Below are 11,869 nucleotides of genomic sequence, written 5' to 3'. Positions count from 1 at the left end.
GCTGGTTTTAGGACAAGGGCGGGCTTTGGGCTCGGGATCAAAGTTTCTGCCACAGAGATAGGTTATAAAGAGATATCTATTTTATGTCTTTTAGGAAGAGTATGTCAGATTCAATTCATGGCCATCAGGTGATGGAACTTATGTTGTCCTTGGGCCGCGCAATATCTAAGGGGGAGCTGACTCAGCTCATGCATAAGGAGTTTGGTGAGCAGGCTCGTTATCATACTTGCTCGGCCAGCGAGATGGATGCCCAGGAGCTGATCGCGTTTCTCGAGCGTAAGGGTAAGTTTACCGAGTCGGCCGAGGGGATTGCCACCGCAGCCGATCGTATCTGTAATCACTAACAACGAGTCATCAACGAATAGTCACTAACGAATGACTAGTCCTGGCTGAGCTCTATTAGCACCTCTAGCTCGGCCTTGGATTTGCTGGCGAACTCGGTGATCATCATACGGATCAGCCGCGACTTGGCGACCTTGCTCTCCTTCGCCAGCGTATTGAGCTGGGCTATGCTGGTCTCGGTCAGGGTGAAGGTGGCGTGGCGAAAGATGCGACTCGCCTGTTTCTTCTGATTGACCGTGGTGTTGGTTTTGCGCGATTTCTTGACGCGATTGGCAAGGCTCGGCTGACCAAACGCATAGTTGTTGGCATCCTCGATAAAATCTTCAACCGACAATTTCTTGCGAGGTTTGGATTTACGACGTTTAAGATCAGTTAAGCTCATAGGAATTTTCTGGTGGTATCGCAAACAGTTCATCGGCGATAGCACGTATCTCGGCGGCGGCTTTTCCATCCGGTTCGATTTCGATGACCGACGATCCCTGTTCTTCACTGTCATCGTAGACGTTGCGGCTAAAGGTTACCGCGTCCAATACCCTCAGCCCAAATGACTCAACCACCTCTTTGGCCTCCAATATGCGTTTATATTGGCTGGGTAGCGCTGGGCATTGTGTCATTACCACGGTTGCAACCATCTTAGGGTTAACCATCTTACAGGTGCTGAGCATATCTTCCATATGGGGGAGGGTCTTGAGATCGCGCCGCTTTGGCCTGAGTGGGAGCACCACATAGGTGGCTACCGACATGGCCGCACGCATCGCCAGGTTATCCTGACCGCCACAGTCGACGATCACATAGTCAAACCTTTGGTCTAACCCAAGCAGATCATTACGGATTTTACCGTACAGTTGGATACAGTTGATCGCGGGCAGGCTGGCATCTTCGTTACGGGCCTGGATCCAGTCTGAGGTGGTGCGCTGGGGATCACAGTCGACCATCAATACGTTGGCATTGAATTTTTGAGTGATATGTACGGCGATATTCTGGGCCAGGCAACTCTTGCCCGCGCCGCCTTTCTCACCCCCAACAAGCAGAATCATAGCGTGTCTCCCTCAAGCATTGGCACTGATTTATGTCGCAGAACTTGTGCTGTTTAGTATAGAACAGAGTTATGGATACTGCCTGAACTCCCGTTTTTAGTTCACTGAAAAGCCTAAATAATTTGCATCGCAACCTGGAAACGGTGCGGGGCACATTCGCTGCAGCGACACACCTGAGCCTTGATGCTGTTTTGTTTATCTGTGTTGGGATTGAAGGTCACCGTGAGCAGTTCACCCAGGGTAAAGGCCTGCTTGTATTCAATCAGCACACCACGACGTGCCAGATCCATACAGATAGCATCATCTGTGTGCACCACGCCTAAGCCATCTGTCCATGAGATCAGTATGCGTTCGGCTTCCATGTCAACCCGCAGGGATTGACGGCGTTCTTCAAAATCTTCGTGGCTTTGATCCATCAGAGTATTCCTTGCTGTTAGAGATAGGGGTAAAGCCCTTTAAACGTAGCACAGTTTATGAGGGAAATAATAGTTATAACAACATGAATAACGGTTAGTTATTTGCGGGCGAGCTAATGGGTAAACAGGCTAGTGAGGAGCGATGAGGAGTGAATAGGAACGCAGTAACGCTTGGGGAGTCTATGTCGGCCGAGTCAGGCATTTAATGATAAGAGGGGCGGCGCTTACCGTCTTAATAGCATACCGTCTTAATAGCTTACCGCCCCGTAACTTGTCTGCCATTGAAGGCCTAGAGCTCACTGGCTCATAAACAGGCTAGTGGTCGTCCTCTTTGCGCGGATAGGGAAGCTTTAGCTGACCCCAGCGGATCACGATAACCGTGCTGGCAAGCACCAGGGTAGACACTGAGATCGCCAGAATGCGCCAGTCTTCCATTCCCTTCATATCGAGAATCAGGTACCGGGCCAGGGCGACGATGGCGATATAGAGCGGCATCCGCACCGGCAACTTACCCGACTCGGCGTAGTTGGCCACCATGGCCAGCACCTCGAGATAGATGAAGAGTAGCAGCAGATCCGCCAGTGCCACCTCTCCCATCTTAATGATGTGCGCTATCTCTTGCCCTATGGCCACTATGGTGGCGATGGCGATGATAATTAAAACAAAATGTTCTATTGCTTTGAGGCTTTTAGAGCCATATTGCGTGTAGAGTTTTCCCATAAATAGCGCTCAATTGTGTTTTTATAGATGGTAACAAGTATTGAGCGCTACGCCAGCGTCTGGGTGTGATGCTTTTCACAATCTGACGCTTTAGCCTCTGTTAGGGCCTAGCCAGGTCTGCCATCTACCCTTGGCGTGAGCAAAATAGGGGCATAACAGATAACGAAAGTGCCAAAGGCAAAGATCCAGGCCACAAGTGCTATAGTCAGCCAGAGCATAAACTGCGTCGGGAACAGGCTGGCCAAGACGCGGGTGATGGTCGAGATGAGGATCAGCGCAAAAGCGCCCGTCATCACCTTAGGTGGCATGAGGTTGCGACCCGTGTGACCTAGCGAGACCCTGGCCATCATCGCCAGGATCATGCCGCCGAGCCCCCCCACCGTCATGGCATGCAAACCGGCAGAGACGCTGGCCCCCACAGCGATCAGCAGTAGACCCACAGGAATGCAGAGATAACTCAGGTGAAGCGACCAGAGCAGCGGCACGCCAAAGGTCGATTGCACGCCCCAACGGGACCAGCGCACCAGTAGGGTGATCCCAGCCACGGCGGCGCAGAGCATTATTGCAAGGGACTGACCGATAAGCATGGCGATAAAGAGTGCCATCAGGCTGACGAAGGTGAGCTTTTCCAGCCAGGAGATGTTGTCCAGTCGCTGCCACTGTGTGGCTCTGTCGGTGAAGAAGGGGATCACCCGGCCGCCGATGAGGGCCACTATGGTGACCATCAAGATGGTGGCGCCGTGAAAGGCGTGGGATACCAGCAGACTGTTTTGGCTGCTGACGCCGTAGTAACTCAGGGCGTTGGCCACAGTAAGCAACAGCAGGATGGGGATGAAGGCAAAGTTGCGCCACTGCCTGACGGCGATCACCTGTCTCGCCAGTACCAGCGCGGCCGCCGGAGCGAACAGCAGATCCAGCATGGCGACCACCTCAAACGTGCCCCATTGATTGTTTGCCAGCAAGATGCGCGGTGCCAGCCATAGCAGGAAGAGGGCGCCCAGAGGCCAGCCCTTGATACTCTTCTGGCCGGTCCAGGTCTGCGAGGCGGTTAACAGGAAGCCGGCGACAATCGCCATCACGAAGCCGAATAACATCTCATGGCCGTGCCACCATAGCGGATTACCGTGGGGCGTGAAGCCGAGACGACCGGTGAGGAAGCTGCCCCACAGCGCCAGGGCGACCAGGCTGAATAGGGCGCCAAACAGGAAGAAGGGACGAAATCCCAAACGTAGCAGGGCGAGTTTGGGTTGGAGATGGGCGGGTTCGTCTATGTTAAGCATACGCGTCTCATTATATATCCGAGTAAATATGTAGGATATTATAAGGTGTAATTTATATGCATGTAAATAAGCGCTGCTCGCTTTTAATTAACCAGGATTGATTCCGTGCACCGGCTTTGAATGAAGGCGGCTTCTTCGTCTGGGACAGCAATTTCGCGTGGCGGCTTTTAACAAGGGGCACTCTTGAGGAAAGCTGACTGCAACTAACAGTTGAACGTAGGACAGACATAGAGAAAAGCGCTACTCGAAGACATAAACAAAATCGATTAACAGATGCCTTAAAATTCAGACATAAAAAAACCGCCATGAAGGCGGTCTTTAGCGTGCGATGCTATTTAATCCGGGGATTAACGCTTAAGGGCATCGCTCAGCAGAGGGCGGAAGCTCTTCACCATGGCAACAGTCGCCTTAGGGCTACCAGCGATGATGTTGCCTGAACCCATGTAGCCATGGTTACCGGTAAAGTCGGTGACGGTACCGCCGGCTTCACGGACGATCAGGTCGCCAGCAGCGATATCCCAAGGCTTGAGACCGATCTCGAAGAAGGCGTCCATACGACCCGCTGCTACATAAGCCAGATCCAGGGCGGCTGAACCTGCACGGCGCAGATCGGCACATTGGCTAAAGGTAGAAGCAAAAAGTTTCATGTAAGTTTCAGTGTGTTGCTTCGCCTTGAAGGGGAAACCTGTACCCACGATGGCATCATCGAGATCGCTCGCCTTGCTTACGCGAATACGGAAATCGTTTAGTTTGGCGCCTTTACCGCGCACGGCGGTGAACAGCTCGTCACGAACAGGATCGTAGACGACGGCAACTTCGGTCTTGCCTTTGTGTTGTACGGCGATAGATACCGCGAAATGAGGGATGCCTCTAACAAAGTTGTTAGTGCCATCCAGAGGATCGACAATCCACATGTAGTCGCTGTTTTGACCCTTGTTCTCACCATTTTCTTCACCAACTATGGTGTGGTCAGGGTACGACTTGCGGATTTGATATGTAATGGCAGCTTCAGCTTCTTTATCTACGTTAGTCACGTAGTCATTGATACCTTTTGCGCTAACTTCTACACGGTCGAGTTCGGTATAGGCACGCATAATTGTTTGGCCGGCGGCGCGAGCGGCGCGCACGGCGATGGTCTGCATCGGATGCATTACAATCCCCTGGATGTTAAAGAACAGATATAAATAATCGGCGCGTATTATACGCTTTTCAAGCGTTATATCAAATATAGATTTTTATATTAAGGGATCCCCTTGCGCTGTGGTACCATCAATCCACTGTTCTATAGAAAGAAATCAAACTTGTTTCATGCTTAGCAATATTCGTGTCGTTCTCGTAGGAACCACTCATCCAGGTAATATAGGTTCAACCGCCCGTGCCATGAAAACCATGGGCCTTTCCACGCTTTATCTCGCCGAGCCCAAGGTGGCACCCGATGGCCAGTCTGTGGCGCTTGCCGCCGGGGCGTCGGATATCCTCAAGCATGCGGTGACCGTCGATTGTCTGGAAGATGCCATCGCCGACTGCAGCCTAGTGATCGCCACCAGTGCCCGCAGCCGTACCCTGGACTGGCCCATGTTGGATCCCCGTCAGGCGGGTGAGAAGCTCGCCGGAGCCGCCGTTAACGGCCCAGTGGCCATCGTCTTTGGCCGCGAGAGTAACGGCCTGAGCAACGACGAACTGCAAAAGTGCAACTATCATGTGAGCATACCGGCCAATCCTGAGTACACCTCGCTGAACCTGGCCCAGGCGGTGCAGATCATCTGTTATGAGGCGCGCGTGGCGCACCTTGCCATGGATCCCGAGACGGTAGAAGAACAGGCGTATCCCCTGGCCAAAGAGCAGGAAAACTTCTTCGTTCACCTGGAGAAGACCCTGCTGTCAACTGGGTTTATCATCAAGCAACATCCGGGGCAGGTGATGACTAAGCTCAGACGCCTCTTTAGCCGGGCGAGAATCGAGAGTCAGGAGATGAACATTCTCCGCGGTATCCTGACCTCGGTCGACAAGAAGGTTGAATTGGCACAGCAGGCCACACAAGACGCACAGTCAACGAAGGAAGAATAGAGCCATGGGCGTGATTTCCAGAATTAAAGATGACATAGCCTCCATCTATCACAGAGACCCGGCGGCAAACGGTACCCTAGAGATCCTGCTCAACTACCCTGGTATGCAGGCGATTTGGATCCACCGTGTCAGCCATAAGCTTTGGAAGGCCAAGTGGTGTCTCACCGCGCGCATGATCTCAACTTTCTCCCGTTGGCTGACCGGGGTGGAGATCCATCCTGGTGCCACCATAGGCGACCGTTTCTTTATCGACCACGGCATGGGTGTGGTGATAGGGGAGACCGCCGAGATAGGCAACGATTGTACCCTATACCATGGCGTGACCCTGGGGGGAACAACCTGGCAGGCGGGCAAACGTCACCCGACCCTGGGTAACAATGTAGTAGTGGGCGCAGGCGCCAAGATCTTGGGGCCGATCACCATGCACGATGGGGCGCGTGTCGGCTCTAACTCTGTGGTGGTCAAAGAGGTACCTAAAGATACCACTGTGGTGGGGATCCCCGCCCGTGAGGTGGCCAGACCCAGCGAAGAGGCCAAGGAGCATGTTCAGCGCCGCACCGAGATGGCCAAGAAATATGGCTTCGATGCCTACGCGGTATCGCCCGATAATCCGGACCCTGTGGCCAATGCCATCGGCAAGATGCTGGATCATATGCACCTGATGGACTCTAAGGTGCAAGAGGTGTGTCAGGCCGTGCAGAGCATGGGCGGCAGCGTCTGTACCGAGCGCCTTCCCGAGCTTGAAGTGGGTGAATTTAGCGACGCCGAGCAGGCCGCGGCCGAGAAGCGCCAGCAGGCGATAGATGAGTTTGATCCCATTATTTAATAAAGAGTGAGATTTATTGCCCTCTGAGCGTTGAATCTTTGCCTTGAAACAGGTTAAATACCCCAGCAACGAAGCAGGGTATTTCCTGTTTCCGATAACGTCCTTAATACCTGACTAATCTGCTAGGTTTTATACTTGACTAAAATAGTCAAGTATGGTTGAATTGACCCAAGCATTTTAGAGAGCAGTGGTAGCTATGAAACTAACTTCAAAAGGTCGGTATGCGGTAACGGCAATGTTAGACGTTGCAATGCATTCTACTTCTGGCCCGGTCCCATTAGCTGACATCTCCGAGCGTCAGGGAATCTCCCTTTCCTATCTTGAACAACTCTTCGCTAAATTACGTAAGCATGGATTAGTCTCCAGCGTCAGAGGACCCGGTGGCGGTTATCGTCTCGGTTTCGACGCCAGCGATATTTCCGTGGGCATGGTGGTTAGGGCGGTAGATGAGTCGGTTGACGCCACACGTTGTCAAGGTTTGGGAAATTGTCAGAGCGGCACCCGATGTTTAACCCATTCGCTCTGGGGCGATTTGAGCAAACAGATTTCAGATTTTTTAAATGGCATTAGCCTTGCGGGTCTGATGAACAAGCGAGATGTGCAATTTATCTCAATCAAGCAAGACAAGATGCAACAGGAACAAAGGGTAACCCTGTAAGTTAACTTTGTTATTAATTATTACTATATGTACGTGGTTAAGTGGTCGCGCCATGACTACTCAGTACGGAGTGTGAGATGAAGCTTCCTATTTATTTAGATTATGCTGCTACGACGCCGGTCGATCCGCGCGTGGCAGAGAAAATGATGCAATACATGACGATGGACGGGATTTTTGGTAACCCCGCTTCACGTTCTCACCGTTATGGCTGGCAGGCCGAAGAAGCGGTGGATATCGCCCGTAACCAGGTCGCCGAGCTGATCAACGCCGATCCACGCGAGATCGTTTTCACCTCGGGTGCTACCGAGTCTGACAACCTGGCCATCAAGGGTGTTGCGCATTTTTATCATAAGAAAGGCAAGCACATCATCACCAGCAAGACAGAACATAAGGCTGTGCTGGACACCTGTCGTCAGCTAGAGCGTGAAGGCTTCGAGGTAACCTACCTTGAGCCTGAGTCAAACGGTATCATCCCTATCGAGAAGCTCGAAGCGGCGATGCGTGAAGACACCATACTGCTCAGCCTGATGCATGTTAACAATGAGATCGGCGTGATCCACGATATCGACGCCATCGGCGAGCTATGCCGTGCCAAGAAGGTGATCTTCCACGTGGATGCGGCACAAAGTGCCGGCAAGCTACCTATCGACCTGCAGAAGAGCAAGGTTGACCTCATGTCAATCTCAGCTCACAAGATGTACGGCCCTAAAGGCATTGGCGCCCTGTATGTCCGTCGTAAGCCACGTATTCGTCTGGAAGCGACTATGCACGGTGGTGGACACGAGCGTGGCATGCGCAGTGGTACCCTGGCGACTCACCAAATTGTGGGCATGGGTGAAGCGGCGGCGATTGCCAAGGCCGACATGGAGAGCGATAACGCCCGTATCCGTCGTCTGCGCGACAGACTGTGGGACGGCATCAAGCATATCGAAGAAACCTATATCAACGGTGATTCAGAGCAAAGATACTGCGGCAGCCTGAACGTCAGCTTTAACTTCGTCGAAGGTGAGTCTTTGATGATGGCGCTGAAAGATCTGGCGGTCTCTTCTGGTTCTGCCTGCACCTCAGCAAGTTTAGAGCCTAGCTATGTGCTTCGTGCATTAGGATTAGACGATGAAATGGCGCACAGCTCAATCCGTTTCTCTATCGGTCGTTTCACGACTGAAGAGGAGATTGACCATGCGATCGAGACCATTACCAAGTCTATCGGTCAGTTGAGAGAGATGTCTCCATTGTGGGAGATGTTTAAAGATGGTGTTGACCTGTCAACAGTGCAGTGGGCACACCATTAATCCGGCCGATAAACGAATAGAGATTGGAGCAGAATCATGGCTTACAGTGAAAAAGTAATAGATCATTATGAGAACCCGCGTAACGTAGGTTCATTCGACAAGAACGACCCTTCAGTGGTTACCGGTATGGTAGGTGCGCCTGCCTGTGGTGACGTAATGAAGCTTCAGCTGAAGATCGACGACAATGGTATCATCGAAGATGCCAAGTTCAAGACTTACGGCTGTGGTAGCGCTATCGCGTCTAGCTCTCTGGTCACCGAGTGGGTGAAGGGCAAGACGATTGAAGAAGCGCAAGCGATTAAAAATACGGATATTGCTGAAGAGCTTGCCCTACCGCCTGTGAAAATTCACTGCTCAATCTTGGCTGAAGACGCCATCAAGGCAGCGTTAGACGAGTACAAGGCTAAGCACGAAAAGTAATAGTCGGAGTAATAATGGCAATAACGATGACACCGGCGGCGGCCGATCGAGTAAGAAGCTTCTTGGCCAACCGCGGTAAAGGTATCGGATTACGTTTGGGACTGAAAACGTCCGGCTGCTCCGGCATGGCATACGTGCTGGAGTTCGTCGACGAACTCAACGACGACGATGAAGTTTATGAGATCGATGGGGTGAAAATCATCATCGATGCCAAGAGCTTCATCTACCTGCAAGGGATCGAGTTAGATTTCGTCAAAGAGGGACTCAACGAGGGCTTCCAGTTCAACAACCCCAATGCGAAAGGGGAGTGTGGCTGCGGCGAGAGCTTCACCGTTTAGAGCGAATCGAGATACATGAACTATTTTGAGTTGTTTAGTTTATCGCCATCGTTTGAGCTAGATACCGCTGTGCTTTCAGAGCGGTATCGCGAACTGCAGCGTGCGGTGCATCCTGACAAGTTTGCCAATGCCAGCGAGCAGGACAAGCGCTTGGCGGTGCAGCACACCGCCCAGGTTAACGATGGTTATAACACCCTGAAACATCCCATCTCGCGCGCCGAGCACATGCTCAGCCTCAAGGGAATCGACCTCAGTCACGAATCCACCACGGTTAAAGACACAATGTTTTTAATGCAGCAGATGGAGTGGCGCGAGGCGCTGGAGGAGATTAGCGATTGCGATGATCCCGATGAGGCTATCGAGCACCTGCATCAATCCTTTGGCGAGTATCGCAGCGACATCACGGCGCAGCTGGCGCAAAAGATAGGCAGTGAAGAGGCTTCAGTCTTGGAGCAGGCCGCCGACCTGGTGCGTAAACTCAAGTTTATGGATAAGTTGCAGGCGGAACTCGAGCGAGCCGAAGACGCTCTCTTTTAAGCGCGAATGTTTTTTATGGCTCTGTCGTCGATTGCGGTCGACTGAGCCTTTATTTTTTTAAGTTGGAAAGATATGGCACTTTTGCAGATCGCTGAACCCGGACAGAGCGCCGCACCGCACCAGCACAGGCTGGCGGTAGGCATTGACTTAGGTACGACCAACTCACTGGTGGCGGCCGTACGCAGCGGCGTAGCCGATACCCTGGCCGACGAATCTGGTCGTCATGCCCTGGCCTCCGTGGTGCGTTACAGCGAAGACGGGGTGCAGGTAGGCGTGGATGCCGAGCGTTTCTCCGCCCAGGACCCGCTCAATACCGTGGTCTCGGTGAAGCGTTTCATGGGCCGCAGCCTGAGTGATATTCAGGCCAAGGATGACTCTCTACCTTACCATTTCTCTGCCAGCGAAAATGGCCTGCCACTGTTCAACACCCAGGCGGGGCAATTTAATCCCATTCAGATCTCTGCCGACATCTTAAGGCCACTAGTTGATCGCGCCGAGAAGACCCTTGGTGGTGCCTTAGAAGGCGTGGTGATCACTGTGCCGGCCTATTTCGATGACGCCCAGCGTCAGGGCACCAAAGAGGCGGCAAACCTGCTTGGTGTCAAGGTGCTGCGTCTGCTCAATGAGCCGACGGCGGCGGCCATCGCCTATGGTCTGGACTCGGGACAGGAAGGGGTGATTGCCATCTATGACCTGGGTGGTGGTACCTTCGATATCTCGATCCTGCGCCTGAACAAAGGCGTGTTTGAGGTACTGGCGACCGGCGGCGACTCGGCGCTGGGTGGAGATGACTTCGACCACGCCCTGGCCGCTCACCTGCAGGAGAGCTGGCAACTCACCAGCCTTACCGCCAGTGAGCGCCGCGCACTCTTAATCGAGAGTCGCCGTGTGAAAGAGGCCCTGACCGAACAGGCCAGCGTGACTGCGAGTCTGACCCTGGAGCAGGGCAACGTTCATGAACAAGTTGTCGACAAGGCGCAGTTTGACGCCTTGATCGAATCTCTGGTGAAGAAGACCATCGCCAGCTGTCGCCGCGCTTTGCGCGATGCGGGGATCAGCAATGATGAAGTGCTGGAAACCGTGATGGTGGGTGGCTCGACCCGCGTGCCTCTGGTGCGTGAGCGCGTCGAAGGCTTCTTCGGTAAGGCGCCGCTGACCTCAATCGATCCCGATCGCGTGGTCGCCATCGGCGCCGCGATTCAGGCTGATATCCTGGTGGGTAATAAGCCGGAATCTGATCTGCTTCTGCTGGATGTTATCCCGCTGTCCCTGGGAATCGAAACCATGGGTGGCCTGGTGGAGAAGGTGGTGTCTCGTAACACCACGATTCCGGTCGCCCGTGCCCAGGAGTTCACCACCTTTAAGGATGGTCAGACGGCCATGGCATTTCATGTGGTGCAGGGCGAGCGTGAGCTGGTGGCCGATTGCCGCTCATTGGCACGCTTTACCCTCAAGAGCATTCCACCTATGGCAGCCGGCGCGGCACATATTCGTGTCACCTTCCAGGTCGATGCTGATGGCTTGCTCAGCGTGACCGCCATGGAGAAATCTTCTGGCGTACAGGCGAGCATTCAGGTGAAGCCTTCCTTCGGTCTGACCGACGAAGAGATCGGCACCATGCTCAAAGATTCGATGGCCCATGCCAAAGAGGATATCGAGCGCCGCATGTTAGCGGAGCAGCAGGTAGAAGCGGCCAGGGTATTAGAGTCCCTGTCGGCGGCGCTGGCCAAAGATGGCGATCTGCTGGACGAAGCGGAAGCGGCGACCATCCAGGCGGGCATGGCCAATTTGGCACAGGTGGCGAGCCAGTCGGATACTGACGCCATCGAGAAGGCAATTGCTGCGCTGGACGATGCCAGCCAGGACTTTGCCGCGAAACGTATGGATAATTCCATTCGATTGGCGCTCAAGGGCCAGTCGGTTGACAATATATAGG

At 53.3% G+C, this 11,869-nt stretch carries 15 protein-coding genes; 9 read left to right on the top strand and 6 right to left on the bottom strand.

The annotated features are described in order from the left end of the window. The first annotated feature begins 101 nt into the window (after nt 1-101). Complete coding sequence (locus tag K0I31_RS12135; RefSeq protein ID WP_041406649.1) at nt 102-344, top strand: YecH family metal-binding protein; 243 nt, start codon at nt 102-104, stop codon at nt 342-344. A 35-nt stretch (nt 345-379) separates the two neighbouring features. Here the strand turns inward: K0I31_RS12135 and K0I31_RS12130 are convergent, their stop codons facing one another. The 6 genes from K0I31_RS12130 to suhB all read right to left on the bottom strand — a co-directional run bounded on the left by K0I31_RS12130 (nt 380) and on the right by suhB (nt 4,946). Further along, nucleotides 380-724: a hypothetical protein gene (locus tag K0I31_RS12130; RefSeq protein ID WP_011866123.1), complete on the bottom strand. Its 345-nt coding sequence runs from the start codon at nt 722-724 to the stop codon at nt 380-382. Further along, on the bottom strand, nt 711-1,379 hold the full coding sequence (locus tag K0I31_RS12125; protein WP_011866122.1) for an AAA family ATPase: 669 nt from the start codon (nt 1,377-1,379) through the stop codon (nt 711-713). The genes K0I31_RS12130 and K0I31_RS12125 overlap by 14 nt, the downstream gene beginning before the upstream one ends. Before the next feature lie 113 nt (nt 1,380-1,492). Beyond that, on the bottom strand, nt 1,493-1,795 hold the full coding sequence (locus K0I31_RS12120) for a PilZ domain-containing protein (RefSeq protein ID WP_011866121.1): 303 nt from the start codon (nt 1,793-1,795) through the stop codon (nt 1,493-1,495). 315 nt (nt 1,796-2,110) lie between these two features. Then, the gene (locus tag K0I31_RS12115; protein ID WP_011866120.1) at nt 2,111-2,515 is read right to left on the bottom strand and encodes a phosphate-starvation-inducible protein PsiE; all 405 of its coding nucleotides are present in this window, start codon (nt 2,513-2,515) and stop codon (nt 2,111-2,113) included. Between the two features lie 107 nt (nt 2,516-2,622). Continuing rightward, nucleotides 2,623-3,795, bottom strand: a complete 1,173-nt coding sequence (locus tag K0I31_RS12110) for an NnrS family protein (protein WP_220078553.1) — start codon at nt 3,793-3,795, stop codon at nt 2,623-2,625. Nucleotides 3,796-4,142: 347 nt separating this feature from the next. Then, the gene (gene suhB, locus K0I31_RS12105; protein WP_220078552.1) at nt 4,143-4,946 is read right to left on the bottom strand and encodes an inositol-1-monophosphatase; all 804 of its coding nucleotides are present in this window, start codon (nt 4,944-4,946) and stop codon (nt 4,143-4,145) included. A 157-nt stretch (nt 4,947-5,103) separates the two neighbouring features. Between suhB and trmJ the strand changes: the two genes are divergently transcribed. From trmJ to hscA, 8 genes are all read left to right on the top strand, one after another. Beyond that, nucleotides 5,104-5,862, top strand: coding sequence for a tRNA (cytosine(32)/uridine(32)-2'-O)-methyltransferase TrmJ (gene trmJ / locus K0I31_RS12100; RefSeq protein ID WP_220078551.1), 759 nt, complete (start codon nt 5,104-5,106; stop codon nt 5,860-5,862). Between the two features lie 4 nt (nt 5,863-5,866). Further along, nucleotides 5,867-6,688, top strand: a complete 822-nt coding sequence (gene cysE / locus K0I31_RS12095) for a serine O-acetyltransferase (protein WP_011866116.1) — start codon at nt 5,867-5,869, stop codon at nt 6,686-6,688. A 196-nt stretch (nt 6,689-6,884) separates the two neighbouring features. After that, nucleotides 6,885-7,346, top strand: a complete 462-nt coding sequence (iscR, locus tag K0I31_RS12090) for a Fe-S cluster assembly transcriptional regulator IscR (protein WP_011866115.1) — start codon at nt 6,885-6,887, stop codon at nt 7,344-7,346. Between the two features lie 77 nt (nt 7,347-7,423). Further along, a complete protein-coding gene (locus K0I31_RS12085) occupies nt 7,424-8,638 on the top strand; it encodes an IscS subfamily cysteine desulfurase (RefSeq protein WP_220078550.1) in 1,215 nt (404 codons plus the stop codon). A 36-nt stretch (nt 8,639-8,674) separates the two neighbouring features. Then, the gene (gene iscU, locus K0I31_RS12080) at nt 8,675-9,058 is read left to right on the top strand and encodes a Fe-S cluster assembly scaffold IscU (RefSeq protein WP_011866113.1); all 384 of its coding nucleotides are present in this window, start codon (nt 8,675-8,677) and stop codon (nt 9,056-9,058) included. Between the two features lie 14 nt (nt 9,059-9,072). Beyond that, nucleotides 9,073-9,396, top strand: coding sequence for an iron-sulfur cluster assembly protein IscA (iscA, locus tag K0I31_RS12075; RefSeq protein ID WP_011866112.1), 324 nt, complete (start codon nt 9,073-9,075; stop codon nt 9,394-9,396). A 15-nt stretch (nt 9,397-9,411) separates the two neighbouring features. Then, entirely contained in the window at nt 9,412-9,933 is a 522-nt protein-coding gene (hscB, locus tag K0I31_RS12070) for a co-chaperone HscB (protein WP_220078549.1), read from the top strand. Between the two features lie 72 nt (nt 9,934-10,005). Continuing rightward, nucleotides 10,006-11,868 carry a Fe-S protein assembly chaperone HscA gene (gene hscA / locus K0I31_RS12065; protein ID WP_220078548.1) on the top strand — a complete coding sequence of 621 codons (1,863 nt, stop codon included), beginning with the start codon at nt 10,006-10,008 and terminating at the stop codon, nt 11,866-11,868. The last annotated feature ends 1 nt before the right edge of the window (nt 11,869 follow it).

Origin of the sequence: Shewanella spartinae (genome assembly GCF_019457555.1) — a bacterium.
Classification (GTDB): domain Bacteria; phylum Pseudomonadota; class Gammaproteobacteria; order Enterobacterales; family Shewanellaceae; genus Shewanella; species Shewanella loihica.
Note: the sequence above shows the minus strand (reverse complement) of the source record. Positions and strands in the feature narration are given on the sequence as shown.

Bases quoted from the DNA above. Each gene is read 5' to 3' on its own strand.
- K0I31_RS12135 (WP_041406649.1), top strand. From the start codon at position 102: ATGTCAGATTCAATTCATGGCCATCAGGTGATGGAACTTATGTTGTCC.
- iscR (WP_011866115.1), top strand. From the start codon at position 6,885: ATGAAACTAACTTCAAAAGGTCGGTATGCGGTAACGGCAATGTTAGAC.
- iscA (WP_011866112.1), top strand. From the start codon at position 9,073: ATGGCAATAACGATGACACCGGCGGCGGCCGATCGAGTAAGAAGCTTC.
- cysE (WP_011866116.1), top strand. From the start codon at position 5,867: ATGGGCGTGATTTCCAGAATTAAAGATGACATAGCCTCCATCTATCAC.
- K0I31_RS12130 (WP_011866123.1), bottom strand. From the start codon at position 724: ATGAGCTTAACTGATCTTAAACGTCGTAAATCCAAACCTCGCAAGAAA.
- K0I31_RS12120 (WP_011866121.1), bottom strand. From the start codon at position 1,795: ATGGATCAAAGCCACGAAGATTTTGAAGAACGCCGTCAATCCCTGCGG.
- K0I31_RS12125 (WP_011866122.1), bottom strand. From the start codon at position 1,379: ATGATTCTGCTTGTTGGGGGTGAGAAAGGCGGCGCGGGCAAGAGTTGC.
- suhB (WP_220078552.1), bottom strand. From the start codon at position 4,946: ATGCATCCGATGCAGACCATCGCCGTGCGCGCCGCTCGCGCCGCCGGC.
- K0I31_RS12085 (WP_220078550.1), top strand. From the start codon at position 7,424: ATGAAGCTTCCTATTTATTTAGATTATGCTGCTACGACGCCGGTCGAT.
- hscA (WP_220078548.1), top strand. From the start codon at position 10,006: ATGGCACTTTTGCAGATCGCTGAACCCGGACAGAGCGCCGCACCGCAC.
- K0I31_RS12110 (WP_220078553.1), bottom strand. From the start codon at position 3,795: ATGCTTAACATAGACGAACCCGCCCATCTCCAACCCAAACTCGCCCTG.
- trmJ (WP_220078551.1), top strand. From the start codon at position 5,104: ATGCTTAGCAATATTCGTGTCGTTCTCGTAGGAACCACTCATCCAGGT.
- hscB (WP_220078549.1), top strand. From the start codon at position 9,412: ATGAACTATTTTGAGTTGTTTAGTTTATCGCCATCGTTTGAGCTAGAT.
- iscU (WP_011866113.1), top strand. From the start codon at position 8,675: ATGGCTTACAGTGAAAAAGTAATAGATCATTATGAGAACCCGCGTAAC.
- K0I31_RS12115 (WP_011866120.1), bottom strand. From the start codon at position 2,515: ATGGGAAAACTCTACACGCAATATGGCTCTAAAAGCCTCAAAGCAATA.